The sequence below is a fragment of the Variovorax robiniae genome (assembly GCF_037889955.1).
Lineage (GTDB): Bacteria > Pseudomonadota > Gammaproteobacteria > Burkholderiales > Burkholderiaceae_C > Variovorax > Variovorax robiniae.
Genome location: NZ_JBBKZS010000003.1, coordinates 556,749 through 582,474, shown reverse-complemented (window position 1 = coordinate 582,474; position 25,726 = coordinate 556,749). Strand labels below are relative to the sequence as shown.

Below are 25,726 nucleotides of genomic sequence, written 5' to 3'. Positions count from 1 at the left end.
CATGGGCTGCATCCTCAAAGGCAACAGCGGCTTGTACAGCCGCATGACGGTCGGCGCCGTGCTGCTCGCGGCGGGCGCGGGCTCGCGCCTGGGCGGGCGGCCGAAGTCGCTGCTCGAACTCGGCGGCGTGCCGCTGATCATGCGTCAGCTGATCGCGCTGTCGGGCGCCGGCGTCGATGAAGTCGCGGTGGTCCTCGGCCACCACGCCGATGCCGTCGAGGCAGCCGTGCGCACCTTCCCGATCACGCTGGTGCGCAACCCGAATCCCGATGACGGCCAACCCTCGTCGGTGCGCATCGGCCTTCAGGCCCTGTCGCCCAAGCTGGATGCCGTGATGGTCGCGCTGGCCGACCAGCCGCTGATCGACGCGCAGGACGTGATCGACCTCATCGGCGCCTTCAAGAAGCGCGGCGACGCGGCCATGGTCGTGCCGCGCGTGCGTGGCGAAGACGGCGAGACGGCGCCCGGCAACCCCGTCATCTTCGACGCCGCATTGCGCGACGAATGGCTGGCCGGCGACGCCAACCTTGCCTGCCGCAAATGGCGCCAGTCGCATCCCGATCGCGTGCGCTGGTTCGACACCGACAACCGCCGCTACCGCATCGACATCGACACGCCCGAGGACATCGAACGCTTCGCCGCGACCACCGGCCATCGCCTGGCATGGCCCGCATCGATGGCACTCGCCGCAACGCCATGAACGAACCGGACGCCAACGCCTTCTCGCCGCGATTGACCCTCGCGCGCGCCATGGCCTGGGCGCTGCTGCTGGCGGGCTGGGTCGGCCTGGGCGGCGTGGCGCTGTCGCTGACGCCGAGGCTGGAGGGCGTGCATGCACTGGTGGCCGCCTGGCTGCTGGCGCTTGGCGTCGCCGCCCTGGTCGCCACGCGCGACAGCCTGCGTGCACGCTCGCGGCGCATCGGGCTGGGACTTTGCGCAGTGCTCACCGCGGCCACGCTGGTGGGGGCGACGCACGGCGGCGGCGTGCCCGCGGTGCTGGTCGCGTTGGGCGGATGGGCCGGCCTCACCGCGCTGGCTTCCGGCGTGGTGCGCAGCGTCCGGCTGGCCCAGCGCCTGCGCCCCGCGCCGCCGATTGGGGCCGCGACCCTGGGCGCCCTGTGCGCAGGCATCGCCATCGGGGATCCGTCCGATGCGCGAGCGCTGTCATTGCGGCTCGGCGTGCTGGTGCTGGCGGCGGCTTTCGCGCTGGCGCTGCTGCAGATCGACGACCGCCCCGGTGTCGCCGCCAGCCGCTGCCGGGCCGGCCTGTTCGATTGTTCGCTACCCGCCTGGCCTGTCGGCGCGTGGCATGACCCGCAGCAATGGCCGGTGCTGCTCGCCGGCCTCGGGATGCTGCCCATGATGGCGACGCTGCCGTTGATGGTCGCCTGGTGCCGCACCGACGCGATGGCGCCGCAGGGCATGGTGGCGCTGCATTTCGCCGCGATGTTCCTGCCGGCGCTGATGCTGCGGCAATCGGTCGGCCACTGGCCCGCTCGCGTGCTGGCGCTGGCCTGCACGCTGCTGCTGGCGGCAGGTGCGGTTGCGGCGATCTGGGCGAGCGCACCGTGGAACCTGCTCGGCGTCGCGCTCGCGCACGGCACCGCCTGGTCGCTCGCCTGGACTGGCCAACTCTGGTCGCCCGATAGGCGCAGCCGCCAGGGCACGTCGCCCTTGCGCCCCGCCATCGGCTATGCGGCGCTGACGATGGGCGTGGGCTTGGCGGTCGAGCAGTGGGGGCCGGCCGGGCTGGCGCTCACGCAGGCCGGCCTGGGGCTGGCGGCGGCGCTCGCCTGGGCGTACGTCCTGGCGACCCGTGAGCAGGGGCTCGTGCACAAGTCGTGATGCCTTCGTTGATCTGACCCGTGGCGGTGTCGCTGCGCAATGCCTGGCCTATCCCGGCCACCAAAGGAACCATGCCGCTGCTGCCAAAAGCGAGGCGATGACGACCCATAGAGGAAGCGCAAGACGCTCGAACTCGAAAATGCCTGTGATGACGTGGCCCAGCACAGTGGCCACAGCGGGGCCAAAGACCAGGCCGATGACACCGAAAAGAGCGGCACACCCCGATGACCAGCAGGTGAAGCAAAGCGGACCGGCGGCAGCGCCAAGCGTGTTCGAGTAGACCCCGACGAGCCAGGCGATCGCCAACCCGACGATGGCACCGAAAAGGGCGCCCAGGACGGCGGAGCAGATTCGATCGGCCCAGGACAACTGTTGCATGGACGAGTGACGCACCTGGCTAAACGGGTTCGGCGGGCGCCCAAGGCAGCCCATCGCCTATTTTGCTTGGGCGAAAGGTGACGGCGAAGGTCGGGCGGGGAGGAAGCTGGGGCTCAGAACGTGGAAGTCGCCCAGGTCACCGCCTTGCGAAACGACGGAAAGGTGCTGAATTCCCTGCGCAGTCGTTCGCGCGTGGCGCGCCGCATCGCGACGGATTCGAGCGCGGTGGCGACGGCCTGGGCGGTCCGGGCGTCGATCTGGGGCTGCGAGCGCAAGCTGTGGGCGATCTGGAAGAGCTGGTCGACGCTCAGGCGCGGCGCACCGGCCGCCGAGCCGTCCAGACGATCGCGCAAGGAGTCTGCAATGCTCACAAGGCAACCACCAGGCGGATCAACAAGGGCGTTGCCAGCGCCAGCACCAGCAGCATCACGTTGCGGCGCCACCCGGCCTTGCGCCGTTCGCGTTCGCCGGCAAGGTAGGACTCCCGGAAAGCCGCCAACTCCGTCGGGTCGGACTTGTCTTTCCACCATTCGTGAGAAGTGTGTGCTCTTTGTGACATGTAAGCGATTGTGCTTACATTTCACGAGGGGCGCCAGTAATTTGCGCACACAAAAGTTAACAAATTATCCCCAAAAGTGGGGAGGCGCGGGGCGGAGAGTGTTTCAGTCCGGCGCCGGAGGGCGGCCGGCGAGGCCCGCCCAACAGCGCCGCTCAACTCCAGCCGGCATCCACGATGAAGTTCTGCGCACTGCACATGCGCGAATCGTCGGCCGCCAGGAACAGCGCCATCGCGGCGATGTCCGAGCCCATCACACGGCCCGGCAGGCATTGCGCGGCGTCGATGATGGCCGCCGATTCCGGTTTGACCCACAGCGTGAGCTGCCGCTCGGTCATCACCCAGCCCGGCACGATCGTGTTCACCCGGATGTTCTGCTTGCCCAGATCGCGCGCCAGCGTCCGGCTCAGGCCCTGGGCGGCCGACTTGCAGGTGGCGTAGACCGAGAGGTCGTTGTTCTTGTTCATCCAGCTCACCGAGCCGAAGTTGACGATGCTCCCGCCGCCCAGTTGCGCCATGTCCGGCGCCACGGCCTGGGCCGCGAAGTACTGGTGCTTGAGGTTCACGGCCACGGTGCGGTCGAAGAACTCGGGCGTCACGTCGGCCACCGTGTGGCGCGTGTCGTTGGCGGCGTTGTTGAGCAGCGCGCCGATCAGGCCGAAGCGGGCGCGCACCGCGGCGATGGCCGCACGCAGGGCCTCGGTGTCGGTGATGTCGCAGTGTTGATAGAACACGGTGTCCGTGCCCAGCTTCTGCGCCAGCGCCTCGCCGGACTTGTCGTCGATGTCGACGAAGCCCACGTTCGAACCCTGTGCCGCGAAGGCGCTGACCAGGTCGGCGCCAATGCCCGAGGCGCCCCCGGAGATGAAAACGGTACGGCCCTTCAGCGAGGGATAGATGGCATGGGACATCGCGACTCTTTCAAGGAAATTGAGGAGGGGAGGGAGGTAGGAGACTGTAGCGGCGAAGCAGGATTAGTTCGATGGTCGATCTAAGTCCATTTCTTCGGGTTTTCCCGTGCCTTGAGCTGGAATGCGTGGCCGGCGTTTCCTTGGCGGCCTGGGTCTGGCTTGAAGCTTGCGAGCACCTCGACAAGAGACGACGAGGCCTTCCCGATGACCTACCAACTGCACTACTGGCCCACCATCCAGGGCCGAGGCGAATTTGTCCGGCTGGCGCTGGAGGCGGCCGGCGTGGACTATGTGGACGTGGCGCGCAAATCGCCGAAGCGGGGCGGCGGCGAGACCGCGCTGATGCGCCGGCTGAGGGATCCGCACAACCCCTGGCCGCCCTTCGCTCCACCGTTTCTCGTCCACGGCAGCGTGGTGATCGGCCAGACGGCGGCGATCCTGCTGTACCTCGGTCCGCGCCTTTTCCTCGTCGGCGATTCCGAGCAGGACCGCGTCTGGACACACCAGATCCAGCTCACCATCGCCGACATCGTGGCCGAGGCGCACGACACGCACCACCCGGTCGGCACCGGCCTCTACTACGAGGACCAGAAGCCCGAGGCGGCGCGCGTGGCCCAGTCCTTCCGTGAGGAACGCATCCCGAAGTACCTGAACTGGTTCGAGCAGGTGCTGCGCCGCAACCCGGCCGGCGACACGCACCTTGTCGGCGACGCGCTGAGCTATGCCGACTTGTCGCTGTTCCAGCTGGTGGACGGTTTGCGCTACGCCTTCCCCAAGGCCACGGCCCGCGCGCTGGCGGCGACGGCGGCGGTGGTCAAGCTGCATGACAACGTGTCACGGCGGCAGCGCGTCCACGAGTACTTGAAGAGCCCGCGGCGGATCGCGTTCAACGAGGAGGGGATCTTCAGGCGGTATCCGGAACTGGATGGCTGAATGACGCCCACCCCCGAGGCGCCTGCGGCGCTACCCCCTTCGAGGGGGCGCACCCAGCGGCCCGGCAAAGCCGGCTCCGCGGGTGCCCACGAAGAGGCATTGCTCGCACTGGTTTCATGCGTCGCAGGTCACGCGAGATCGTGGTGAAAAACGGACAGGGGCCGCGCGCTCCGTTCAGTCTTCCCGTGACTCGCCGGCCCGCAGCTTCAACGCCAACTCGTAGAGCCCATTGCGTGGCGCGCCGCTGATTTCCGCGGCGAGCTTCACCGCGGTCTTCACCGGCAGTTCGGCCAGCAACAGTTTCAGCACGCGCTCGCCATCGCCGGCGCTGTCGGTTCCCGGGGGGGCAGGGTGCAGCACCAGCGCGAATTCACCGCGCGTGCGTTGCGCGCCAGCGTTGAGCCAGCCGGCCAGGTCCCGTGCGGCAACCGTCGCGATCTCCTCGAACTGCTTGGTGAGTTCACGGCCCAGCGTGACCCGCCGCGCCCCCAGCACCGCCAAGGCGCGCGCCATCGCCTCGATGCGATGCGGCGCCTCGAGCAGCAGCACCGCGCGCGGCTCCGCTGCAAGCTGCAGCACCGCCGCGTCGCGCTCGCCGGCCTTGGTCGGCAGGAAGCCGGCAAACACGAAGGCGCTGCCATCGTCCTCGGCGCCCACGAGTCCGGCCGCACTCAGCAGCGTCGTCACGCTGCTCGCGCCCGGCAAGGGCAGCACCCGATGACCCGCTTCGCGCACCGCAGCCGCAAGGCGCGCGCCCGGATCGCTGACACCCGGCGTGCCGGCGTCGCTCACATAGGCAATGCGCTCCCCTTGCGCCAACCGCGCGATCACGCCCTGCGCCGCCTCGGCCTCGTTGTGTTGATGAACGGCGAGCAGCCGCGCACCCGGCCGGTCGATGCCATAGGCGCGCAGCATGCCCTGGGTGTGGCGCGTGTCCTCGCAGGCGATGGCATCGGCGATCTCCAGAACATGCAGGGCACGCAGGGTGATGTCGGCGAGGTTGCCGATCGGCGTCGCGACGACGTACAGCGTGCCTTGCGGATAATGCTGCGCACCCGCGGCATCGCGTGCCGCCTGCAGTGTGGCACCGAACGAGGCGGGTATCAGGGAGCTCAAAGGTGTTTCTCCAGAACAAGTCATCATCAGGAAGGGCAGGCGCCACGCGCGCCGGCGTGACGACCAAGCAGCGCGGCGACGCGGGCGAGGACGCGGCGCTTTCGCATCTGCTCGAAGCCGGCCTCGCATTCGTCGCGCGCAATTATCGAACCCCCGGTCGCGGCGGCGGCGAGATCGACCTGATCATGCGCGATCCGCGCGATGGCACGCTGGTCTTTGTCGAAGTGCGGCGTCGCGCGAGCGGCTCGCATGGCGGCGCGGGTGGCAGCATCACAGGCCTGAAGCAGCATCGCGTGATCTTTGCCGCGCGGCACTACCTCATGAAGCTTCGCACACTGCCGCCTTGTCGCTTCGATGTGGTTCTTGTCGAAGCCGGCCGGATCGAGTGGCTCCAAGCCGCATTCGACGCAGCCTGAGCAGCGGGCCGGCATCAGGAACTTGCGGGCTTCTCCTCTTTCAATCGCATACCCATCGTTATCATCCCGGACCATGCTCGAGCAACGCATCCAGCAGCACTTCATCGACAGTGCCGATCTCAAGTACCAGGCAGGCCCTGTCCTCAGCAAGCCCATTTCCCAGGCAATGCAGGCGCTGCTTGCGTGCGTCACCAGCGGCGGCAAGATCCTCGCATGCGGGGCAGGCGTGTCCGGCCTGCTGGCCGCGCAGTTCGCGGCGCAGTTCGTCGGCCGCTTCGAACGCGAACGGCCCGAGCTCGGTGCCATCGCGCTGGCGGGCGACAGTGCCGATCCGCTGGCCGACACGCCGCAGGCCGCCGATGCCGACCGCTTCGCGCGCCAGGTGCGCGCACTGGGCCAGGCCGGCGACGTGCTGCTGGTGCTCAGCGCCAGCGGCCAGTCGTCCGCGATCCTGGCCGCGGTGGAGGCCGCGCATGCACGCGACATGACCGTCGTGGCGCTGCTCGGCCTCGCGCCCGGCGGCGGGCGCACGAGCAATGGCGGCGTTGTCGGACGCGCCTTGCGCGAGACCGATGTTCAAGTCTGCGTGCCCCATGAACGCGCCGCGCGCATCCATGAAGTCCACCTGTTGGCATTGCATTGCCTCTGCGATGGCGTGGACGCCCAACTGCTGGGCGAACAGGAAACCGACGCATCGCAGCTGGCCGTCTGAGTGCCTGACGCACACGAAAAACCGTCGACTAAACTGACCGGCAGACCGCCGCTTGCACAACAAAACGCACAGGAAAAACCGTCCATGAAGACCCGTTCCGCCCAGCGCCTCCTCATCGCATTCACGGCTGTCGCCGCACTCGCCGCCAGCCTTCCGGGCTGCGTGCCGCTGGTGGTGGGCGGCACGGTGGTTGCTGGCGCGGGCATGGTCGCGACGGACCGCCGCAGTTCTGCCGTGCAACTCGACGACCAGGCCATCGAACTGCGCGGCGCCGCGCGCGTCAGCCAGATCGCCAACGACAACATGAACGTCACGGTGATCAGCTACAACCGCCAGGTGCTGCTGGTCGGCACGGTCGGCAGCGAGGCCGACAAGCAGCGCGTCGGCGCCGAGATGCAGCGCCTCGACAACGTGCGCGGGGTGGTCAACGAGGTGACGGTCGGCCCGGGCAGCACCCTGGCGGACCGGTCCAACGACACCTACCTCACCGGCAAGGTCAAGGCCTCGCTGCTCGACGCCAAGGACATCTTCGGCACCTCGTTCAAGATCGTGACCGAGCGCAGCGTGGTCTACATCATGGGCATCGCCACGCGGCGTGAAGCCGACCGCGCCAGCGACGTCGCGCGGGGCGTGGCGGGGGTCGCGAAGGTGGTGCGTGTGATGGACATCGTCACCGATGCCGACCTGGCCAATGCGCAGCGTTCGAACGGCACCGTCGCCACGCCGACCGCACCGGCACCGGTGCAGGATGCGGGCGCGGGTGGCTCTTCGTCGTCGTCCCGCGTGCCGCTGCCGCCGATGGCGCCGCTACCGCAGAGCAATGTGTCGCCGGCGCCCGCACCTGCGCCCGCAAACAACGGTGTTGTGACCTCGCCGGTGCGTTAAAGGCTATTTCAATCGCGTGATGAGGCTCGACGTGTCCCAGCGCCGGCCGCCGGCCTGCTGCACGTCGGCATAGAACTGATCCACCAGCGCCGTCACCGGCAGCTTCGAGCCGTTGCGCCGCGCCTCGTCGAGCACCAGGCCCAGGTCCTTGCGCATCCAGTCGACCGCGAAGCCATAGTCGAACTTGCCGTCGATCATGGTCTTGCCACGGTTGTCCATTTGCCAGCTCTGCGCCGCGCCCTTGCCGATGACGGCGAGCACCGCCTCCATGTCCAGGCCCGCGCGCTGGCCGAAGGCGATGCCCTCGCTCAGGCCCTGCACCAGCCCGGCGATGCAGATCTGGTTGACCATCTTGGCAAGCTGGCCCGCCCCGCTCTCGCCCAGCAGGGTCACTGCACGCGCCATGTGCGCGACCACGGGCTTGACGTCCTCGAAAGCCGCCGCGTCGCCGCCGCACATCACCGTGAGCGCGCCGTTCTGCGCGCCGGCCTGGCCGCCCGACACGGGCGCGTCGATGAATTGCAGGCCCGCAGCCAGCGCCGCCTTGGACAGCTCGCGCGCCACGTCGGCCGAGGCGGTCGTGTGGTCGACGAACACCGCGCCCTCGCGCATGCCGGCCAACGCGCCGTCGTCGCCGAGCACGACGGAGCGCAGGTCGTCGTCATTGCCGACGCAGCAGAACACGATGTCGGCGCCCACTACCGCTTCGCGCGGGGTGCCCGCATGCGCCAGCGCGCCGGGCGCCTTGGCTTCGGTGAGTTGCGCAACCCACGCGGCCGACTTGGCGGCGGTGCGGTTGTAGACCGTGACGTCATGGCCCGCGAGGGCCAGGTGACCCGCCATTGGATAGCCCATCACGCCCAGGCCGAGAAAGGCGAGCTTGCGTGGGGGAATGGCGTCGTAGGTCTTGGAGGAGATAAGGGAAGTCATCCGGCGAGCTTATCAACGCCCGATGACTGCGGCCTTGTGGGAGCTACGCAAATGCGGGATCGGACTTGGCCGCCCTCTGCGTCCGGCAGTCCGCACTCAACGCGCCGTTGAACGACCACAAGCCTCAGACGATCGCGAAATGCTCCGTCCCGGCCGACAGATCGGTCGTCCTCGCCCGCTGGCTGTTGAGCTTGATCTGCAGCCGCAGGTCGTTTTGCGAGTCGGCGTTGCGCAGCGCGTCTTCCAGCGAGATCGCGTTGTATTCGAACAGGTCGTAGAGCGCCTGGTCGAAGGTCTGCATGCCGAGGTTGCGGCTCTTCCTCATGATCTCCTTGATCTCGCCGACCTCGCCCTTGAAGATCATGTCGGAGATCAGCGGTGTGTTCAGCAGGATCTCCACCGCCGCCACGCGTCCACGGCCGTCCTCGGTCGGGATCAGGCGTTGCGACACCAGCGACTTGAGGTTCAGCGACAGGTCCATCAGCAACTGCGTGCGACGTTCCTCGGGGAAGAAGTTGATGATGCGGTCCAGCGCCTGGTTGGCGCTGTTGGCATGCAGCGTGGCGAGGCACAGGTGGCCGGTCTCGGCGAAGGCGATGGCATGGTCCATCGTCTCGCGGTCGCGGATTTCGCCCATCAGGATCACGTCCGGCGCCTGGCGCAGCGTGTTCTTCAGCGCGGCTTCCCAGCTGTCGGTGTCGATGCCGACTTCACGCTGCGTCACCACGCAGTTCTTGTGCGGATGCACGAACTCGATCGGGTCTTCCACCGTCACGATGTGGCCCTGCGAGTTCTCGTTGCGCCAGTCGACCATGGCCGCCAGCGTGGTGGACTTGCCGGAGCCCGTCGCGCCCACCAGGATGGTGAGGCCGCGCTTGGTCATGGCCACGTCCTTCAGCACCTGCGGCATGCCCAGGCCGTCGATGGTCGGCAGCTTCTGCGGGATGGTCCGCATCACCATGCCGACCTTGCCCTGTTGCACGAAGGCGTTCACGCGGAAGCGGCCGATCGAGGTGGGCGAGATCGCGAAGTTGCACTCCTTGGTGCGCTCGAACTCGGCCGTCTGCCGGTCGTTCATGATCGAGCGCACGAGGGCCAGCGTGTGCTGCGCGCCGAGCGCCTGGCCGGAGACCTTGACCACCTTGCCGTCGACCTTGATCGCCGGCGGGAAGTCCGCCGTGATGAACAGGTCGCTGCCGTTGCGGCTCACCATGAGCTTGAGCAGGTCGTTGATGAACTGGCTGGCTTGATCGCGTTCCATGATGTCGGGCTCCGTTCAGTCTGAAGTTCAGCCGGGGAAATTCTCGGGAATCTTGGCCTTGCCGCGCGCTTCCGCTGCGGAAATGACACTGCGGCGAACGAGGTCGGTCAAGTTCTGGTCCAGCGTCTGCATGCCCTGGCCCTGGCCGGTCTGGATCGACGAATACATCTGCGCCACCTTGCCCTCGCGGATCAGGTTGCGGATGGCGGGGGTGCCCAGCATGATCTCGTGCGCCGCCACGCGGCCCTGGCCGTCCTTGGTCTTGCACAGCGTCTGCGAGATCACGGCCTGGAGGGACTCCGACAGCATCGCGCGGATCATGTCCTTCTCTTCGCCGGGGAACACGTCGATGATCCGGTCGATGGTCTTGGCCGCCGACGAGGTGTGCAGCGTGCCGAACACCAAATGGCCCGTTTCCGCCGCCGTCATGGCCAGGCGGATGGTTTCCAGATCGCGCATTTCGCCCACCAGGATCGCGTCCGGGTCTTCACGCAGCGCGGAGCGCAGGGCGGCGGCAAAGCTCAGCGTCATCGGGCCGACTTCGCGCTGGTTGATCAGGCACTTCTTCGACTCGTGCACGAATTCGATCGGGTCTTCCACCGTGAGGATGTGGCCGTACTCGGTTTCGTTGAGGTAGTTGACCATCGCCGCGAGGGTGGTCGACTTGCCCGAGCCGGTCGGGCCGGTCACCAGCACCAGGCCGCGCGGACGCAGGGCCAGGTCGGCGAAGATCTTCGGTGCGTTGAGTTGCTCGAGCGAGAGGATCTTGGACGGAATGGTCCGGAACACGGCCGCCGCGCCACGCGACTGGTTGAAGGCATTCACCCGGAAGCGAGCCAGGCCTTCGATCTCGAAGGAGAAGTCGACTTCCAGGAACTCTTCGTAGTGCTTGCGGTGGGTGTCGCTCATGATGTCGTACACCATGGCATGCACCTGCTTGTGGTCGAGCGCGTCGACATTGATGCGCCGCACGTCGCCGTGGACCCGGATCATCGGAGGCAGCCCCGAGGAAAGGTGCAGGTCCGATGCCTTGTTCTTGACGCTGAATGCCAGCAATTGGGTAATGTCCACGAGACTCCTCAATCAGCAGTAGTGCGTCGGCGGAAACGATCCGGTGACGTTTTGATACGATTTTTGACGATTATGACGATGATTGCGAACAAGCTCCAGCAAGTTCAGGCGCGGATTGTGACGGCCTGCACGGCGGCTGGGCGTGATCCTGCCAGTGTGCGCCTGCTAGCGGTGTCCAAGACCTTTCCGGCGGAGGCGTTGCGCGAGGCCCACGCGGCGGGCCAGCGTGCGTTTGGCGAGAACTACGTGCAGGAGGGCCTGGCCAAGATCGAGATGCTCGCCGATCTGCGCGGCGACATCGAGTGGCACTGTATCGGCCCGTTGCAGAGCAACAAGACGCGGCCGGTGGCCGAGCAATTCGACTGGGTGCACAGCATCGACCGGCTGAAGATTGCCGAGCGGCTGAACGAACAGCGGCCCGCGGGGCTGGCGCCGTTGCAGGTTTGTTTGCAGGTGAATGTGGATGGCGGGGCGAACAAGTCGGGCGTGGCAGCGGAGGAGGCGCTTGGGCTGGCGCGGGCCGTGGCGAAGCTGCCACGGCTCAGGCTGAGGGGGCTGATGGCGATTCCGGAACCGGCGGAGGGTTTCGAGGCGCAGCGCGAACTGTTCTTGCGGGCTGCTGCCGTCTACGAGCAGATCCGGGCGGACGGCATCGCGCTGGACGTGCTGTCGCTGGGGATGTCCGCAGATCTGGAAGCGGCGGTTGCCGCAGGCAGCACGATGGTGCGGATCGGGACGGCGATCTTTGGGGGGCGGGGCTGACGAGCAGTCCTCACACTACCCCGGCAACGCCAACCGCGTCGTGCACTTCACCTCCTCCATCACCGCATAAGTCCGCGTCTCCCGGATCCCCGGCAGCTGCCACAGCACGGTCCCGGCGAACTCGCGGTACGCAGCCATGTCGGCCATGCGGGTCTTGAGCAGGTAGTCGAAGCCGCCGGCGACCATGTGGCATTCCATGATCTCGTCGCGCACCTGCACGGCGGCCTTGAACTGGTCGAACACGTTGGGGGTGGTGCGGTCGAGCAGGACCTCCACGAAAACCGTAAGCCCTCGGCCGAGCTTCTGCGGGTCGAGTTGCGCCTCGTAGCCGACGATGAAACCGTCGCGCGTGAGCCGCTGCACGCGCGCCAGCACGGCGGTGGGCGACAGCGACACGGTTTCCGCCAGCTTCTGGTTGGAGATGCGGCCGTCCTGCTGAAGGAGCTTCAGCAGCTTGAGGTCGATGCGGTCCAGGTCGAGCATCCGAAGATTATCCAGTTCAAAGGTCAATTTTTGGTGGGTAATTCGGCCTAAAGCCTCGGAACATAGCGAGATCAAAACAATTCAGGAAGAAATCGCCGTGCGCCTGCCCACCCCCTACCGCCCCGAATCGGACATCGTCTCCCACCGCCTCGCCTCCCTGGCCGGTGCGCTCGACTGGCATGCCGCTGCTGCTGTCGCGAAGCCGTGGGTGGCGCAAGTGCGCAAGCACCCGCCGCCGTTCTGGGCCATGGAAAGCCTGCTGCGCGAATACCCGATCTCCAGCGCCGAAGGCTTGGCGTTGATGCGGCTGGCCGAGGCGCTGCTGCGCGTGCCCGATGCCGAGACCGCGATCGCGCTCACCGCCGACCAACTGGGCCGCGCCGATTTCGAGGGCGCCGCCGACTCGGCACTCGCCCGGCTGTCCTCGTCGGCGATTGCGCTGTCGAAGAAGTTCTTGCCCGAGAGCGACCATCCGCCCGGCCTCATGGCCAAGCTCGGCGCGCGCACCGTCGTCGCGGCCACCTTGCGCGCGGTGCAATTGTTGGGACGTCAGTTCGTGCTCGGCCAGACCATCGGCGAGGCGATGAAGGAGGCGAAGTCGGCGCGTGGCAGGCAGCCGCAACTGCGCTTCAGCTATGACATGCTGGGCGAGGGCGCGCGCACGGCGGCCGATGCCAGGCGCTATTTGCAAAGCTACCTGGACGCGATCGACTCGATCGCCGCCGCTTCCAGCAAGTCCGGCGCGCCGGTCAGCAACGACGGCATCTCGATCAAGCTCAGCGCGCTGCATCCGCGCTATGAGGACGCGCAGCGCGAGCGCGTGCTCCGCGAGTTGGTGCCCTCTGTGTGGCAACTCTGCCAGCGCGCGGCCGATGCCAACCTCAACCTCACCATCGACGCGGAAGAGGTTGACCGGCTGGAACTCTCGCTCGACGTGTTCGAGGCGCTGGCCGCCAAGGTCGCGGCGGAACGGCCGCAATGGCAGGGCTTCGGCCTGGCGATGCAGGCCTACCAGACGCGGGCGCTGGACCTCATCGAGCACGTCACGGCCATCGCGCGTCGCCACAAGCTGCGGCTCATGTGCCGGCTGGTCAAGGGCGCGTACTGGGATGCCGAGATCAAGCGCGCGCAGGAACTCGGCCTGCCGCACTACCCCGTCTTCACGCACAAGCACCACAGCGACGTGAGCTACCTGGCCTGCGCGCGGGCGCTGCTGGCCGTGCCGGATGCGATCTATCCGCAGTTCGCGACGCACAACGCGGGGACCATTGCGGCGATCCTGCAGATGGCGGGGAGCACCCCATTCGAATTGCAGCGCTTGCATGGCATGGGCGAGGGTGTCTATCGCGAACTGATGAAGACGACGAATGCGCCCGTGCGGGTCTATGCGCCGGTCGGACAGCACAAGGACCTGCTCGCCTATCTCGTGCGCCGCCTGCTGGAGAACGGTGCGAACTCGTCCTTCGTCAACCAGCTTGGCGATGACCATGTGCCGATGGACGAGTTGCTCGCCTCGCCCCTGCACCTCACGACCGAATCGACATTGCCGCTGCCCGAATGGCTCTACGGTCCTGCGCCGGCACGGCGCAACAGCACCGGCCTGGACCTGGCCGTCGAGACGATGCGCGCACCCTTGCTCGATGCCTATGCCAGGACGGTCGTGCCCGCGGTACCGACCTTCGACGCCAGCCGCGCCAACAGCGCGCTCACGGTGAGCGCCACAAGCTACCGCCAGTGGAGCAAGACCCCCGTGGCAGAGCGCGCGGCGATGCTGCGTCGCGCGGCAGACGCCCTGCAAGCCGAGTTGCCGCGCTTCTGCGCACTGCTCGTGAAGGAAGCCTTCAAGACCTGGGGCGACGCCATCGCCGAAGTGCGCGAGGCGGTCGACTTCCTGCGCTACTACGCCGACGAGGCGGAACGCATCATGCAACCCGTCGCACTGCCCGGCCCGACCGGGGAGAGCAACGAACTGCGCCTCACCGCGCGCGGCCCGTGGGTCTGCATCAGTCCGTGGAACTTCCCCTTGGCGATCTTCATGGGCCAGGTCGCGGCGGCCTTGGCCACCGGCAACACGGTGCTCGCCAAGCCCGCCGAGCAGACCCCGGCCATCGCGCTGGAAGCCGTGAAGCTGATGCACACGGCCGGTGTGCCCGCCGATGCCTTGCAACTGTTGCATGGTCCCGGCGAGACGGTCGGTGCCGCGTTGGTCGCCGCACCCGGCGTGGCTGGCGTCGTGTTCACCGGCTCGACGCAGGTCGCGAAGATCATCCACCGCGCCCTGGCCGCGAAGGACGGCGCGATCGTCCCGCTGATCGCCGAGACCGGCGGCATCAACGCGATGCTGGTCGATTCCAGCGCGCTGCCCGAACAGGTGGCCGATGCGGTGGTGCAAAGCGCCTTCCGTTCCGCCGGCCAGCGCTGTTCCGCGTTGCGCCTGCTGTGCGTGCACGAGGGCATCGCAGACCATGTGATCGAGATGATCCGTGGGGCCGCGGCCGAACTGCGAGGCGGCGACCCTTCGCTGCTCGCGACCGATGTCGGCCCGGTCATCGACACCGAGGCTTTCGACAACATCTCGCGCGCCGCGCAGAAGCTGGGTTCGCAACACAAGGTGCTGCTGGCGCCCGATGTGCCGACCTCAGCGTCCGCCAACTACATCGCCCCCTCGGCCTACGAGGTGGATGCGATCGACAGTGTCAAGAGCGAGATCTTCGGCCCGGTGCTGCAGATCGCACGCTGGTCGGGCGAGCCCTCGGCCGTCATCGAGCACATCAACACGCTGGGCTACGGCCTGACGCTGGGCATCCAGACCCGCATCGATTCACGCGCCGCCGCGCTCGCAGCGCAGGCGCATGTCGGCAACATCTACGTGAACCGCAACATCATCGGCGCGGTGGTGGGCGTGCAGCCCTTTGGCGGCGAGGGCCTGAGCGGCACGGGACCGAAGGCGGGTGGACCGCACTATCTCTATCGCTTCTGCGCGGAGCAGACCGTGACGATCAACACGACGGCGGCGGGTGGTAACGCGGCGCTGCTGGCAAGCCCTTAACTCGAGTCAGGTAGCGCCAGCAACTCCCGCTCATGTCGGCGTATCGCGCCAAGGAGGTTCCGAAAGCTTGGAGAACGCTCGTTGTCGATGCTCAGTACCGCTCCGATCTTTCTTGAGTCGCCAACCTTTTTGTAGCCGACTTGCTTGCACAGTTTGGCCAACTCGCTGCTGGGGCTGACGACCGTGTCGGGACTTCGAAACCTGGCTGCACGCTGGTGGCGGTCCAAGTTCGGTATGCCCAACGCGCGGCCCACCGCTTCGAGGTCGGCCAGATAAAACGCTTCCAATTCGCGGCATGCAATTCGTACAGACGAGGTGGCGCACCTCCCGGCCTCAGCGCACATGGTGGCGAGTCTTGCCTTGAGAGCCTTGCAATCGGCATCGCGATCCTGATCTCGCAAAACGATGAAGCGGGCATTTGGATTGAGATAGCCCTTGAGGCGCTTTGGCAACTGCTTCTCCAGATCCTGCTTGCCTTCGAAGGGCATGTAGCGCGGCGTGATCCCTGGGTTCAACATGCGCGGCAGGAGTGTCTTCAACATGGCAGCGGCGGATTCCTCTTCAAGAAGAAAAACCAACTCTCTCATTCGGGATCTGCGCCTTCGAAGAACCCTTGCTTCCAGAGATAGCCCATCTTGTCTCCATCTGCCATGTACTCAGCCAGTTGTGGGTCATCTCTTGCGCGCCGGATGTCGGTCCCGCCCTCCCTCTTCACAAGCCAGCAAACTTCGTCCAGTTCGGCCGCATTCAGAAAGTCCGGAGAGTGTGTCGACACCAACACCTGGCCGCCACGCATGGCATACATCCTGAACTCTTCTGCCAGCTCCGCCATGAGCTTCGGGTAGAGCTGGTTTTCGGGCTCTTCCACACAGAGCAGTGGGTGTGGGCCAGGGTCGTGCAACAGAACCAGATAGGCAAACATCTTGATCGTTCCGTCTGAGACATACCGGTCGAGAAAGGGGGTCTTGAAGGAACCATCCTGGAAGCGAAGGGTGAGATAACCGTCCTCCATCAAGACGGGTTCCACCTTGGCTATTCCCGGGACGCGATGCGCCATGGTGTCAAGAATCGTTTGAAACGTCGAAGGATGCTGTTCAAACAGGTACTGAGCAACGCGCGGCAAGTTGTCTCCTGTCTCTGAAAGGTGCTCAGAATCCCCCGCAGCTTCCTTTCTTCCTCGGGCAGCATTGATATGAAAGTCGGACACATGCCAAGACTCAATCAATTGCCTGAAAGCGTTTGCGGCCTTGAATCGCTCAAACTGCCCGAGCCCCTTGATAGCCAGTGTGTCAGGCGTCACCTTTTGGTACTCGCGCTCCAAGTCCTCGTCCGACTTCTTGAAGTCCTCCTCATTGGTGATTGCATAGCCCTCGCCATTCGAAAAATCAAGAAAGCGAAACGGACTTCCGTATCGACCGCGCTTGTAGCGCAGGATCTCCCGCTTGACGAAGGGGACACCGTTTCGTTCGGCAATTTCGAGCGAGTACGTGACCAGCCGCTCGACACCCGTAATGGGCATGCGGTACTGGATTTCAATGAGGATCGCATCGTCGTTGGAGCCCCGGCTCTTGACTTCCTGGAAGCGGCCGCGACTGTCCAGCGCTTGTCGGACGTTTCCTTTCAGGCAATCATGAAGGAATCCGAAAACGTCGAACAGAGTGGATTTGCCCGCTCCGTTGGCGCCTACGACAACCAGGAACGGGGGAATGTCCTTGAGATGAACGTCACGAAAGACTTTGAAGTTCTTGAGGCGAATGGATTCAATCTTCAATGTTCAGCTCCAGTTTGAGCAACTAGCTAGATCACGGGAAGGCGGGGGCGACAGGTTGTGCGATTGCGCGCATCTCGAACACCGCGCATTGTGCATAAACGATTCGGCGGCGAGGGCCTTAGCGGAATCGGGCGAAGGCGAGCGGGCACACGACTTCATTGCTTCCGTGCCGGCAGACCGTCGCCGGGGCAACGCAGCCTTGCTGGCCGCCGCCGCATAACGCCTTTCGCATAACTGCCATTGCCAACGCGCATAAGGCATGGCGCTTCGCCCCCGACAGGTCTATCGTGCAGCCCATCCATCCACCCAAGGCACCAAAGGCTTTGTCATGAGCGAAAACCTCTCCTTCGTCAGTCCCACTCCCAACAGCCCGTGGGGCACCTATCTCCAGCAGGTCGATCGTGTGATCCCGTACCTCGGCGACCTCGCGCGCTGGTCCGAGACGTTGAAGCGCCCCAAGCGCGCGCTGATCGTGGACGTGCCGATCGAGATGGACGACGGCACCGTTGCGCACTTCGAGGGCTATCGGGTGCAGCACAACATGTCGCGCGGCCCGGGCAAGGGGGGCGTGCGCTTCCACCCCGACGTGACGCTGGAAGAAGTGATGGCCCTGTCGGCCTGGATGACGGTCAAGACCGCCGCGGTGAACCTGCCGTACGGCGGCGCCAAGGGCGGCATCCGTGTCGATCCGAAGAAACTGTCGCTGCAGGAACTTGAGAAGGTCACGCGTCGCTACACCAGCGAGATCGGCATCATCATCGGCCCGCACACCGACATCCCCGCGCCCGACGTGAACACCAACGCGCAGATCATGGCGTGGATGATGGACACCTATTCGATGAACGTCGGCGGCACGGCCACCGGCGTGGTCACCGGCAAGCCCTTGCACCTGGGCGGCTCGCTCGGCCGCGTCAAGGCCACGGGCCGGGGCGTGTTCGTCACCGGACGCGAAGGCGCGCGGCGCATCGGCCTGGACCTGCGCGGCGCGCGCATCGCGGTGCAGGGCTTCGGCAACGTGGGCTCGGTCGCGGCCGAGTTGTTCGCCGAGGCGGGCGCGAAGATCGTCGCGGTGCAGGACCACACCGGCACCATCGTCAACGAGAACGGCCTCGACCTGAGCAAGCTCATTCCCATCGCACGCACGGTGGCCGGCGCGGTGAGCTTCAAGGGCGGCGACGTGATTCCCAACGACAAGTTCTGGGACGTGCCCTGCGACATCCTGATCCCGGCCGCGCTGGAAGGCCAGATCACGGCAGAGCGCGCGAAGAAGACCACGGCCAAGCTGGTGCTCGAAGGCGCCAACGGTCCGACGGTGCCCGAGGCCGACGACATCCTGGCCGAGCGCGGCGTGCTGGTCGTGCCCGACGTGATCTGCAACGCCGGCGGCGTGACGGTGTCGTACTTCGAATGGGTGCAGGACTTCTCGTCCTTCTTCTGGGACGAGGACGAGATCAACGTGCGGCTGGACCGCATCATGATGAATGCGCTCAACCACATCTGGGACACGGCCGACAAGCACAAGATCACGCTGCGCACCGCGACCTATGCGGTGGCCTGCGAGCGCATCCTGATGGCGCGCCAGGAACGCGGTCTTTACCCCTGAAGTCCGGGGAACGCTTGGGCACGGTGCGTGCTTGAAACGGGGCCGGCGATCCGCCGGGTAGCATTCCCGTTCCATGAAGTCCAAGCGTTCCCGTTTCCTCGATCCTGTCTCGAAGCCCCGCTTGTGGGGCCTCGTTGCCCTGTTGTCGGCGCTGACCCTGGCGGGGTGCACCACCTTTTCGGCGAAGCGCACCTCCTACGACACCGAGGAGTTCGACTCCACCACCACGCACACGCGCACCTTCCCGACCACCACGGCGCAGACCTGCGAGGCGGCGCGGCGCGCGCTGCTGAGCCAGGGCTACCTGATCACGGCGGCCAACGCCGACCTGGTGACCGGGCGCAAGAACTTCCAGCCGGCCAACGAGGTGCACCTGGAGGTCGAGGTGCGCGTGGTCTGCGCCAAGGAGGCGCAGGCTGGCAAGGGCAAGCCGAAGCGCGAGAGCACGCTGGCCTTCGTCACCGCGCTGCAGGACCGCTACAGCCTCAAGAAGACCAACAACTCCGCGAGCGTCGGCGTCGGCGTGCTCGGGTCGCTGTCCCTGCCGATTTCCGCGAGCGATGACGCCATGGTCAAGGTCGCCAGCGAGACGGTGACGGACAACCGCTTCTACGACCGCTTCTTCGTGCTGCTGGACCAGTATCTGGCGGGGGACATCGAGGCGGCGGCGCAGGAGCCGGAGCCCGTGGCGGTGCCTGCGCCCGCGCCCCTGGCGGTGCCGTCGGCAGCGTCATTGGTCGTATCGCCGTCATCGGAAGCGGCCGCGACGCCTGCAACCTCATCAGCGACGGCAACGGCAACAGCGACCCCACCCGCAGCACCACCCGCGCAGGCTCCCGCGGCCACGCCCGCCGCCGCGCAGCCGCCCGCGCCTGCACCATCGCCCGCGCCGGCGGCGCCGGCGTCACCGTCATCCGCTGCCAGTTCTCCGGGCGCCGTCACATCGCCCGCGTCCGCAACAAATATCCCGATTCCCGCCTCAACGAACCAAGGTTGAGCGCGTGCGTATCAAACGTTGCCAGAACGTGAAAACTCCGTTCTGACAAATTGAAACAACTCCATAGAATCCTTCCGCACATCAATCAAAGGCCCGCACCGCGGGAGGGGAGAAGGGTTCATGGAGCCGACATCGCAAGACGAGCGTTATGCGCCGCCGCAATCGCACGTCGAGGACGTGCAGTCAGACGATCGCAGGGGAGAACTGGCGGGGCGCTGGACGCGTCTGTTCGCCTACATCGTCGACGGCGTCATCCTGAGTGTTGCGACCCATCTGCTCGCCAACTTCTCGCCGCTGGTCGATCCGAACGCCGACACGGGCGGCCTCTGGACACTCCGTCTCGAGGAGTTCGGCATGGAGTTCGTGCTCTTCCTTCTGCTGAACGGCTACCTGCTGGTCATGCGCGGCCAGACCATCGGCAAGGCCCTCTTCAGGATCCGCATCGCGCGACCCGATGGCGCGCGCGTGTCGGCGGCCCGCGTCATCGGCCTGCGCTGCTGCATTGACGCGGTGACGGGCGTGACCACAGGTTCGCTCCTGCTCTACGCCTTCATCGACGCGCTGTTCATCTTCCGCAAGTCCCGCCGCTGCCTGCACGACAGCATCGCGGACACGGTCGTCGTTCGCGCCTGAGCCCGACAATCCCTCCCGTGCGCCTCGACACGCTCCACACCGCGGAAACGCCCGAAGGCATTGCCCTCTCCCTGCGCCCGGCGGGCCTGATGGCGCGCAGCCTGGCGTACATGATCGACTTGGCGATCCGGCTGGTGTTCTTCATCGTCCTTTCGATCGTCACCCGGTTCATGGGCGGCGTCGGCACCGCGCTGATGCTCATCGGCTTCTTCGCACTGGAGTGGCTGTACCCGGTGGTGTTCGAACTCTCGCGCCGTGGCGCGACACCCGGCAAACGGGTGATGGGCCTGCGGGTGGTGATGGATTCCGGCCTGCCGGTGACGCCCGCTGCCGCGCTCATCCGCAACCTGCTGCGCACCGCCGACTTCCTGCCCGCGTTCTACGGCGCCGGCCTGACCAGCATGCTGCTGCGCCGCGACAGCAAGCGCCTGGGCGACCTGGCGGCCGGCACGCTGGTGGTGTTCACCGACAGCGTGAGCCTGCATGGCGAAGTGCCCGCGGCCGAGCCGCTCGCGCCCCTGCGCCCGCTCAGCATGCGCGAGCAGGCGGCCGTCGTGTCCTGGGCTGGCCGCGCGCGCCGCCTGACGCCTGAACGTCTTGAAGAACTGGCACTGATCGCGCAGCCGGTGCTGCCGGCCGCCCCGCCCGGCGCCAAGGCCACCGCGCGATTGCTCGGTGTCGCGCAGTGGGTCATGGGCCGTCGCAACGCCAACGCCAACGACCGGGGAGCGCGTCCGTGACGCCGCTTCAGTTCGAGGAAATGCACGCGCCCTTGTGGGCCGAGTTGGAGGACGAACTCCGCATGGCTGAGCGCAAGCGCAAGTTCGACGGCGCGCGCCTCGCCACGCTGTACCGCCGCGTCTGCGAGCACCTGGCGCTGGCTCAGGCACGCGCCTATCCGGTGCACATGACGCAGCGCCTGGAGACGCTGACGCAGGGCGCGCACCGGCTGATCTATCGCCGCCACGACTACGGCATGGCGCGCCTCGGGCGGCTGGTGCTGGTCGACTTTCCGCAAGCCGTGCGCGCACATCGCGGTTTCCTGCTCGCGGCCACCTTGCTGTTCACGCTGCCGCTGCTGCTGGCCGGCTTCGCGGCATGGCACGACCCCGGCTTCATCCTGCATCTGCTGGATGCCGACCAGGTGCAGAACTTCGAGCACATGTATGGCGACGATGCCGACGCCTTCGGCCGCAAGCGCGATGCCGACGACGACTGGACGATGTTCGGCTACTACATCATGAACAACATCGGCGTGGGCTTCCGCTGCTTCGCGTCGGGCATCTTCGCGGGCGTGGGCAGTGCGTTCTTCCTGCTCTACAACGGCGTGCAGGCAGGGGCCGTCGGCGGCTACCTGATCCAGGCCGGGCACGCGCAGAACTTCTGCTCCTTCGTCGTCACGCACGGTGCGTTCGAGCTCACGGCCATCGTGCTGTCGGGCGCGGCGGGCCTGCGACTCGGTTACGCATGGATCGCGCCGGGGCGGCATACGCGGCTGGAGTCCTTGCGGCTGGCTGCGCACCATGCGGTGGTGGTGATCTACGGCGTGGTGGGGATGCTGCTGGTGGCCGCGGCGATCGAGGCCTTCTGGTCCTCGGCGCGCTGGGTCGCGCCCGGGGTGAAATACGGCGTGGGCGCGGCCTGCTGGCTGCTGGTGCTGGGCTACCTCGGCTGGCAGGGACGGCCGCGCCGTGCCGAGCGTGACACTGGAGGAAGCGATGCGCGTTGACGGACTCGCCATCGCCCTGCGGCCGCGCCCCATGGCCGAGGCCGCCGACCTCGGCGCGGCGCTGGTCCGGCAGCATGCGGCCTCGGTATGGCGCAGCTTCCTGCCGCTCTATGCGGTGGTCGTGCTGCTGGCGCTGTGCACGGCCGAGTTCGCGACCTGGCTGCCGGCCACGCTGATCTTCATGCTGAAGCCCTGGCTGGACCGCAGCCTGTTGTTCATCCTGTCGCGCGCTGTTTTCGGCCAGGCCACGCGATGGGCCGACCTGTGGGATCAGCGCCGCGCCGTCTGGGGCGGGCAACTGTTGCGCAGCCTGTTCTGGCGCCGGCTGTCGCCGTGGCGCTCTTACACGCAGGCGATCGAGCAACTCGAAGGCCAGCGCGGCGGCGCGCGGCGCAAGCGTCGCGAGCAGATGCTGCGCGGCCGGCGCGGCGCCGCCACCGGCTTGCAGTTCGCGTTTGCCAATGCCGAGATGGCCTTGTACATGGCACTGCTGTCGCTGGCGCTGTGGTTCGCGCCCGAGGGCAGCTTGCGGAACGTGTTCGGCTGGCTGGGCAACGGCGAGTCCGTGCTGTCCAGCGTGATCGTCGCAAGCGCCTATGCCACCGTGGTCGGGCTGCTGGAGCCCTTCTATGTAGGGGCGGGATTCGCGATGTACCTGAACCGCCGCGTCGAGCTCGAGGCCTGGGACATCGAGCAGGAGTTTCGGCGTGACTTCGCGGAGTGAGCGGATGCGGGACCGCTTCATTGCTGTCGTCCTGGCCTGCGCCTTCGCGTGTGGGGTGGCGCAGGCCGCGCCCTCCACGGATGCGCCGACGCGCGAGCAGGTTCAGGCCGCGGCGGACGTCGTTCGCGCCGATCCGAACCTGCCGGGTACCAAGACCACCAAGGAACTGCGCTTCAAGGACCGCGAAAAGAAGGACAAGCCCGAGGCGAAGAAGGACGAAATCGCCCCGTGGCTGGTCGACTTCTTCCGGGCGATCAGCGAAGGCGGCCGCGTGCTGGTGTGGGTGCTGGGCGCCTTGCTGTTCGCCTGGGTCGCGGTCAGCCTGCACCGCTGGGTCAAAGTGCGCGCCGACGGGGCGCGTCATGCGATGGACCCCTTGCCCAGCCATGTCGGCGTGCTGGACATCCGGCCGGAGACCCTGCCCGCCAACATCGGCGATGCAGCCGCCGGCCTCTGGCAGCGCGGCCAGCAACGCGCGGCCCTGTCGCTGCTCTATCGCGGTGCGTTGTCGCGCCTGGTGCATGTGCAGTCCGTGCCGGTGCGCGCGGCCAGCACCGAGGGCGAATGTGTCGCGCTGGCATCGCGCGTGCTGGCGCCCGCGCCGCAGGCCTTCTTTGCACAGTTGGTCGATGCCTGGCAACTCGCGGCCTATGGTGAACGTTTGCCTGCCACGGCCGGCGTGCTCGCACTGTGTGGGGACTTCGATCGTCACCTGCCGGATGCGGCATCGACGGGAGCCGCGCGATGAAGGACAACCTGGTCCGCATCCTGATCGCGCTGCTGCTGGTGGCCGCCGGCGCATGGCTCGTCAGCGCCACCGAATGGGCCGACACCGAAACCCGCACGCCCGCACGCGGCGAGGCGGCGACCAATGGCTTCTATGCGACGCAGAGGCTGCTGCGCGAACTGGGCGGCACAGTGGTCAAACGCCCGGGCCTCGACCAGATGCCGACCGCGCAGGCCCGGCTGGTGCTGGCGTCGCGGCATTGGGACCTGTTCCCGGACCGCGCAGCGCGGCTGCGCGAATGGGTTGAGCAGGGCGGGCACCTGGTCATCCCCGGTCACTTCGTCGACCAGGATGCGCTGAAGGACTGGCTGCCGATCAACAGCCGCACCATGAAGGTCGACCCCAAGGCCGCGCCGGTGCCAAGACCGGCTCCCGGCGCACCCGTGAAGGATGCCGATTGCCGCACCCTGGCGGAGGCCGACAGTTCGCCCGCGAGTCATGCCGGTGCGCGTAGCTTGCGCGTCTGCGGCTACAACGGCAGTTCCGAATTCCTGTCGCGCGACAAGAAGCAAGCACCGCTCTGGTCCATGCAAGGACCGCGCGGCACCGAGATGCTGCGCATGCCGATGGGCAAAGGCAGCGTCACCGTCCTCGGAGGCTGGTCCGCGCTTCAGAACTTCAACCTCCTGCGCGCCGACAACCCATTGCTCGTGGCAGCCGCATTGCAGGCGCGATCCGGCGCCGAGTTCTGGTTCGTCGTCGAGGAATCGCGCGAATCCTTCCTGCCCTGGCTCTGGCACAACGGCCAGGCCGCCATCCTGCTTGGCGCACTGGCGCTGGCCTTCGCCCTGTGGCGTGCGGGCGTGCGCTTCGGGCCCTTGATCGCCGCGGCGGGCACGCAGCGCCGCTCGATGGCCGAGCAGGTGCGCGGCACGGCCGAGTTCCTGCACATGCACGGTGGCGATGCCTTGCATGCGGCCCAGGTGCGCGCACTCGACGAATCGGCGAGCAGACACCTGCGCCGCCATGCCCAAGGCGATGCCGGGCAACGCACCGCCGCCATCGCCCAAGCCACCGGCCTCGATGCCCGCGCCCTGTCGCAGGCGATGGCCTTGGGCAAGCGCGGTCCTGGCGCACTGGCGGCCGACCTCGAACTGCTGGAGACGGCACGCCGCCGCCTCGATGCGTATGCGATCCCGCACGCATCCACTTCACCCTGATCACTCGAAAGATCCCCATGTCAGAAATCACCCCCGACGAATTGACCCGCGCGGCCGGCTGGCTCGACGCCTTGCGTGCGCAGGTCGGCAAGGCCGTGGTCGGCCAGGCCGAGGCCATCGACCAGGTGCTGGTCGCGCTGGTCGCCTCCGGCCATGTGCTCATCGAAGGCGTGCCGGGGCTCGGCAAGACGCTGCTCGCACGCGCGCTCGCGCAGGCCATGTCGCTGCGCTATGCCCGCGTGCAGTTCACGCCCGACCTGATGCCCTCCGACATCACCGGCCATTCCGTGCTCGACCCGGCCGGGCGCGGCGAAAGCGGCATCGGCACCTTGCGTGTGCACCAGGGCCCGGTGTTCACCAGCCTGCTGCTGGCCGATGAAATCAATCGCGCGCCGGCCAAGACGCAGAGCGCCTTGCTCGAAGTCATGCAGGAGTACCAGGTCACGCTGGAAGGCCAGGCGCTCCCATTGCCAAAGCCCTTCATGGTCATGGCCACGCAGAACCCGATCGATACCGAAGGCACCTATCCGCTGCCCGAGGCGCAACTCGATCGCTTCCTGCTGAAGATCGCCATCGGCTTTCCGAGCCACGAGGAAGAGAACGCGATCGTGCAGCTCACCACGCAGCATCGCGCCGGCAACCAGTTCCCGCTGGACGCGGTCGTGCCCTGCCTGGCCGAGGCGCATGTGATCGAGCTGCAACGCCTCGCCTGCCTGGTGCATGCCGATGCGCGCGTGGTCGACTATGCGGTGCGCATCGCGCGCGCCACGCGTGACTGGCCGGGGCTGTCCTCCGGCGCCGGTCCGCGCGGCACCATGGCGCTGATCCGCGCCGCGCGCGCCACGGCGCTGATGCGAGGCCGCGACTTCATCACGCCCGACGATGTGGCGAAGCAGGCGCTGCCGGCCCTGCGGCACCGCGTGATGATCTCGCCCGATGCGCAACTGGAAGGCCGCGGCGTGGACGACCTGTTGCGCGGGGCGCTCGACAGTGTCGAGGCCCCGCGGCTCTGAG

At 67.0% G+C, this 25,726-nt stretch carries 28 protein-coding genes; 17 read left to right on the top strand and 11 right to left on the bottom strand.

Translation table 11 applies throughout. The annotated features are described in order from the left end of the window. Window position 1: 1 nt before the first annotated feature. Both WKW79_RS10950 and WKW79_RS10945 read left to right on the top strand, forming a co-directional pair. Window positions 2-700, top strand: a complete 699-nt coding sequence (locus WKW79_RS10950; protein ID WP_340335160.1) for a nucleotidyltransferase family protein — start codon at window positions 2-4, stop codon at window positions 698-700. Continuing rightward, window positions 697-1,845, top strand: coding sequence for a hypothetical protein (locus WKW79_RS10945; RefSeq protein WP_340335159.1), 1,149 nt, complete (start codon window positions 697-699; stop codon window positions 1,843-1,845). Before WKW79_RS10950 ends, WKW79_RS10945 begins: the two co-directional genes overlap by 4 nt. A 48-nt stretch (window positions 1,846-1,893) precedes the next feature. Here WKW79_RS10945 and WKW79_RS10940 read toward each other — a convergent pair whose 3' ends face one another. The 4 genes from WKW79_RS10940 to WKW79_RS10925 all read right to left on the bottom strand — a co-directional run bounded on the left by WKW79_RS10940 (window position 1,894) and on the right by WKW79_RS10925 (window position 3,690). Continuing rightward, window positions 1,894-2,223 carry a hypothetical protein gene (locus tag WKW79_RS10940; RefSeq protein WP_340335158.1) on the bottom strand — a complete coding sequence of 110 codons (330 nt, stop codon included), beginning with the start codon at window positions 2,221-2,223 and terminating at the stop codon, window positions 1,894-1,896. 113 nt (window positions 2,224-2,336) lie between these two features. Next, a complete protein-coding gene (locus WKW79_RS10935; protein WP_340335157.1) occupies window positions 2,337-2,576 on the bottom strand; it encodes a hypothetical protein in 240 nt (79 codons plus the stop codon). A 14-nt stretch (window positions 2,577-2,590) separates the two neighbouring features. Next, on the bottom strand, window positions 2,591-2,782 hold the full coding sequence (locus WKW79_RS10930) for a hypothetical protein (protein WP_340335156.1): 192 nt from the start codon (window positions 2,780-2,782) through the stop codon (window positions 2,591-2,593). A gap of 152 nt (window positions 2,783-2,934) precedes the next feature. Beyond that, window positions 2,935-3,690, bottom strand: coding sequence for an SDR family NAD(P)-dependent oxidoreductase (locus WKW79_RS10925; RefSeq protein ID WP_340335155.1), 756 nt, complete (start codon window positions 3,688-3,690; stop codon window positions 2,935-2,937). A gap of 204 nt (window positions 3,691-3,894) precedes the next feature. Between WKW79_RS10925 and WKW79_RS10920 the strand changes: the two genes are divergently transcribed. Beyond that, window positions 3,895-4,623, top strand: coding sequence for a glutathione S-transferase (locus WKW79_RS10920; protein ID WP_340335154.1), 729 nt, complete (start codon window positions 3,895-3,897; stop codon window positions 4,621-4,623). Between the two features lie 174 nt (window positions 4,624-4,797). Here WKW79_RS10920 and rsmI read toward each other — a convergent pair whose 3' ends face one another. Beyond that, on the bottom strand, window positions 4,798-5,739 hold the full coding sequence (gene rsmI, locus WKW79_RS10915; protein ID WP_340335153.1) for a 16S rRNA (cytidine(1402)-2'-O)-methyltransferase: 942 nt from the start codon (window positions 5,737-5,739) through the stop codon (window positions 4,798-4,800). A gap of 2 nt (window positions 5,740-5,741) precedes the next feature. On the opposite strand from rsmI, the gene WKW79_RS10910 reads away from it, so the two are divergent. The 3 genes from WKW79_RS10910 to WKW79_RS10900 all read left to right on the top strand — a co-directional run bounded on the left by WKW79_RS10910 (window position 5,742) and on the right by WKW79_RS10900 (window position 7,752). Continuing rightward, complete coding sequence (locus tag WKW79_RS10910) at window positions 5,742-6,155, top strand: YraN family protein (RefSeq protein WP_340335152.1); 414 nt, start codon at window positions 5,742-5,744, stop codon at window positions 6,153-6,155. Window positions 6,156-6,228: 73 nt separating this feature from the next. After that, entirely contained in the window at window positions 6,229-6,867 is a 639-nt protein-coding gene (locus WKW79_RS10905; RefSeq protein ID WP_340335151.1) for an SIS domain-containing protein, read from the top strand. Between the two features lie 84 nt (window positions 6,868-6,951). Then, complete coding sequence (locus WKW79_RS10900) at window positions 6,952-7,752, top strand: BON domain-containing protein (protein WP_340335150.1); 801 nt, start codon at window positions 6,952-6,954, stop codon at window positions 7,750-7,752. 3 nt (window positions 7,753-7,755) lie between these two features. Here the strand turns inward: WKW79_RS10900 and WKW79_RS10895 are convergent, their stop codons facing one another. From WKW79_RS10895 to WKW79_RS10885, 3 genes are all read right to left on the bottom strand, one after another. Beyond that, a complete protein-coding gene (locus WKW79_RS10895; RefSeq protein ID WP_340335149.1) occupies window positions 7,756-8,682 on the bottom strand; it encodes an NAD(P)-dependent oxidoreductase in 927 nt (308 codons plus the stop codon). A gap of 124 nt (window positions 8,683-8,806) precedes the next feature. Continuing rightward, window positions 8,807-9,943, bottom strand: coding sequence for a PilT/PilU family type 4a pilus ATPase (locus tag WKW79_RS10890; RefSeq protein WP_340335148.1), 1,137 nt, complete (start codon window positions 9,941-9,943; stop codon window positions 8,807-8,809). Window positions 9,944-9,970: 27 nt separating this feature from the next. Further along, entirely contained in the window at window positions 9,971-11,014 is a 1,044-nt protein-coding gene (locus WKW79_RS10885) for a type IV pilus twitching motility protein PilT (protein WP_213959841.1), read from the bottom strand. Between the two features lie 72 nt (window positions 11,015-11,086). On the opposite strand from WKW79_RS10885, the gene WKW79_RS10880 reads away from it, so the two are divergent. Continuing rightward, window positions 11,087-11,776 (top strand): YggS family pyridoxal phosphate-dependent enzyme, encoded by a 690-nt coding sequence (locus WKW79_RS10880; RefSeq protein WP_340335147.1) that lies wholly within the window; start codon window positions 11,087-11,089, stop codon window positions 11,774-11,776. 15 nt (window positions 11,777-11,791) lie between these two features. Here the strand turns inward: WKW79_RS10880 and WKW79_RS10875 are convergent, their stop codons facing one another. After that, on the bottom strand, window positions 11,792-12,259 hold the full coding sequence (locus tag WKW79_RS10875; protein WP_340335146.1) for an Lrp/AsnC ligand binding domain-containing protein: 468 nt from the start codon (window positions 12,257-12,259) through the stop codon (window positions 11,792-11,794). A 97-nt stretch (window positions 12,260-12,356) separates the two neighbouring features. Between WKW79_RS10875 and WKW79_RS10870 the strand changes: the two genes are divergently transcribed. Continuing rightward, entirely contained in the window at window positions 12,357-15,308 is a 2,952-nt protein-coding gene (locus WKW79_RS10870; protein WP_340335145.1) for an L-glutamate gamma-semialdehyde dehydrogenase, read from the top strand. On the opposite strand, the gene WKW79_RS10865 is transcribed toward WKW79_RS10870, so the two are convergent. Continuing rightward, a complete protein-coding gene (locus WKW79_RS10865) occupies window positions 15,305-15,895 on the bottom strand; it encodes a DUF4276 family protein (protein WP_340335144.1) in 591 nt (196 codons plus the stop codon). The genes WKW79_RS10870 and WKW79_RS10865 overlap by 4 nt on opposite strands. Then, entirely contained in the window at window positions 15,892-17,079 is a 1,188-nt protein-coding gene (locus WKW79_RS10860; protein WP_340335143.1) for an AAA family ATPase, read from the bottom strand. Before WKW79_RS10860 ends, WKW79_RS10865 begins: the two co-directional genes overlap by 4 nt. Before the next feature lie 328 nt (window positions 17,080-17,407). Here WKW79_RS10860 and WKW79_RS10855 point away from each other — a divergent pair, with 328 nt between their 5' ends. The 9 genes from WKW79_RS10855 to WKW79_RS10815 all read left to right on the top strand — a co-directional run bounded on the left by WKW79_RS10855 (window position 17,408) and on the right by WKW79_RS10815 (window position 25,725). Continuing rightward, window positions 17,408-18,682: a Glu/Leu/Phe/Val family dehydrogenase gene (locus WKW79_RS10855; protein WP_340335142.1), complete on the top strand. Its 1,275-nt coding sequence runs from the start codon at window positions 17,408-17,410 to the stop codon at window positions 18,680-18,682. Window positions 18,683-18,755: 73 nt separating this feature from the next. Then, on the top strand, window positions 18,756-19,679 hold the full coding sequence (locus WKW79_RS10850) for a DUF2242 domain-containing protein (RefSeq protein ID WP_340335141.1): 924 nt from the start codon (window positions 18,756-18,758) through the stop codon (window positions 19,677-19,679). A 120-nt stretch (window positions 19,680-19,799) separates the two neighbouring features. Beyond that, window positions 19,800-20,312, top strand: a complete 513-nt coding sequence (locus WKW79_RS10845) for an RDD family protein (RefSeq protein ID WP_340335140.1) — start codon at window positions 19,800-19,802, stop codon at window positions 20,310-20,312. A gap of 17 nt (window positions 20,313-20,329) precedes the next feature. Further along, complete coding sequence (locus WKW79_RS10840) at window positions 20,330-21,052, top strand: RDD family protein (RefSeq protein ID WP_340335139.1); 723 nt, start codon at window positions 20,330-20,332, stop codon at window positions 21,050-21,052. Beyond that, window positions 21,049-22,041, top strand: coding sequence for a stage II sporulation protein M (locus tag WKW79_RS10835; RefSeq protein WP_340335138.1), 993 nt, complete (start codon window positions 21,049-21,051; stop codon window positions 22,039-22,041). The genes WKW79_RS10840 and WKW79_RS10835 overlap by 4 nt, the downstream gene beginning before the upstream one ends. After that, complete coding sequence (locus WKW79_RS10830) at window positions 22,031-22,765, top strand: hypothetical protein (RefSeq protein WP_340335137.1); 735 nt, start codon at window positions 22,031-22,033, stop codon at window positions 22,763-22,765. Before WKW79_RS10835 ends, WKW79_RS10830 begins: the two co-directional genes overlap by 11 nt. Then, a complete protein-coding gene (locus WKW79_RS10825; protein ID WP_340335136.1) occupies window positions 22,749-23,513 on the top strand; it encodes a DUF4129 domain-containing protein in 765 nt (254 codons plus the stop codon). Before WKW79_RS10830 ends, WKW79_RS10825 begins: the two co-directional genes overlap by 17 nt. Next, window positions 23,510-24,712 carry a DUF4350 domain-containing protein gene (locus WKW79_RS10820; protein ID WP_340335135.1) on the top strand — a complete coding sequence of 401 codons (1,203 nt, stop codon included), beginning with the start codon at window positions 23,510-23,512 and terminating at the stop codon, window positions 24,710-24,712. The genes WKW79_RS10825 and WKW79_RS10820 overlap by 4 nt, the downstream gene beginning before the upstream one ends. A 17-nt stretch (window positions 24,713-24,729) precedes the next feature. Further along, on the top strand, window positions 24,730-25,725 hold the full coding sequence (locus WKW79_RS10815) for an AAA family ATPase (protein ID WP_340335134.1): 996 nt from the start codon (window positions 24,730-24,732) through the stop codon (window positions 25,723-25,725). Window position 25,726 lies beyond the last annotated feature (1 nt).

Bases quoted from the DNA above. Each gene is read 5' to 3' on its own strand.
- WKW79_RS10925 (WP_340335155.1), bottom strand. From the start codon at position 3,690: ATGTCCCATGCCATCTATCCCTCGCTGAAGGGCCGTACCGTTTTCATC.
- WKW79_RS10850 (WP_340335141.1), top strand. From the start codon at position 18,756: ATGAAGTCCAAGCGTTCCCGTTTCCTCGATCCTGTCTCGAAGCCCCGC.
- WKW79_RS10820 (WP_340335135.1), top strand. From the start codon at position 23,510: ATGAAGGACAACCTGGTCCGCATCCTGATCGCGCTGCTGCTGGTGGCC.
- WKW79_RS10890 (WP_340335148.1), bottom strand. From the start codon at position 9,943: ATGGAACGCGATCAAGCCAGCCAGTTCATCAACGACCTGCTCAAGCTC.
- WKW79_RS10855 (WP_340335142.1), top strand. From the start codon at position 17,408: ATGAGCGAAAACCTCTCCTTCGTCAGTCCCACTCCCAACAGCCCGTGG.
- WKW79_RS10940 (WP_340335158.1), bottom strand. From the start codon at position 2,223: ATGCAACAGTTGTCCTGGGCCGATCGAATCTGCTCCGCCGTCCTGGGC.
- WKW79_RS10845 (WP_340335140.1), top strand. From the start codon at position 19,800: ATGGAGCCGACATCGCAAGACGAGCGTTATGCGCCGCCGCAATCGCAC.
- WKW79_RS10895 (WP_340335149.1), bottom strand. From the start codon at position 8,682: ATGACTTCCCTTATCTCCTCCAAGACCTACGACGCCATTCCCCCACGC.
- WKW79_RS10865 (WP_340335144.1), bottom strand. From the start codon at position 15,895: ATGAGAGAGTTGGTTTTTCTTCTTGAAGAGGAATCCGCCGCTGCCATG.
- WKW79_RS10875 (WP_340335146.1), bottom strand. From the start codon at position 12,259: ATGCTCGACCTGGACCGCATCGACCTCAAGCTGCTGAAGCTCCTTCAG.
- WKW79_RS10880 (WP_340335147.1), top strand. From the start codon at position 11,087: ATGACGATGATTGCGAACAAGCTCCAGCAAGTTCAGGCGCGGATTGTG.
- WKW79_RS10950 (WP_340335160.1), top strand. From the start codon at position 2: ATGGGCTGCATCCTCAAAGGCAACAGCGGCTTGTACAGCCGCATGACG.
- WKW79_RS10900 (WP_340335150.1), top strand. From the start codon at position 6,952: ATGAAGACCCGTTCCGCCCAGCGCCTCCTCATCGCATTCACGGCTGTC.
- WKW79_RS10930 (WP_340335156.1), bottom strand. From the start codon at position 2,782: ATGTCACAAAGAGCACACACTTCTCACGAATGGTGGAAAGACAAGTCC.
- WKW79_RS10815 (WP_340335134.1), top strand. From the start codon at position 24,730: ATGTCAGAAATCACCCCCGACGAATTGACCCGCGCGGCCGGCTGGCTC.
- WKW79_RS10920 (WP_340335154.1), top strand. From the start codon at position 3,895: ATGACCTACCAACTGCACTACTGGCCCACCATCCAGGGCCGAGGCGAA.
- WKW79_RS10905 (WP_340335151.1), top strand. From the start codon at position 6,229: ATGCTCGAGCAACGCATCCAGCAGCACTTCATCGACAGTGCCGATCTC.
- WKW79_RS10830 (WP_340335137.1), top strand. From the start codon at position 22,031: ATGCGCGTTGACGGACTCGCCATCGCCCTGCGGCCGCGCCCCATGGCC.
- WKW79_RS10945 (WP_340335159.1), top strand. From the start codon at position 697: ATGAACGAACCGGACGCCAACGCCTTCTCGCCGCGATTGACCCTCGCG.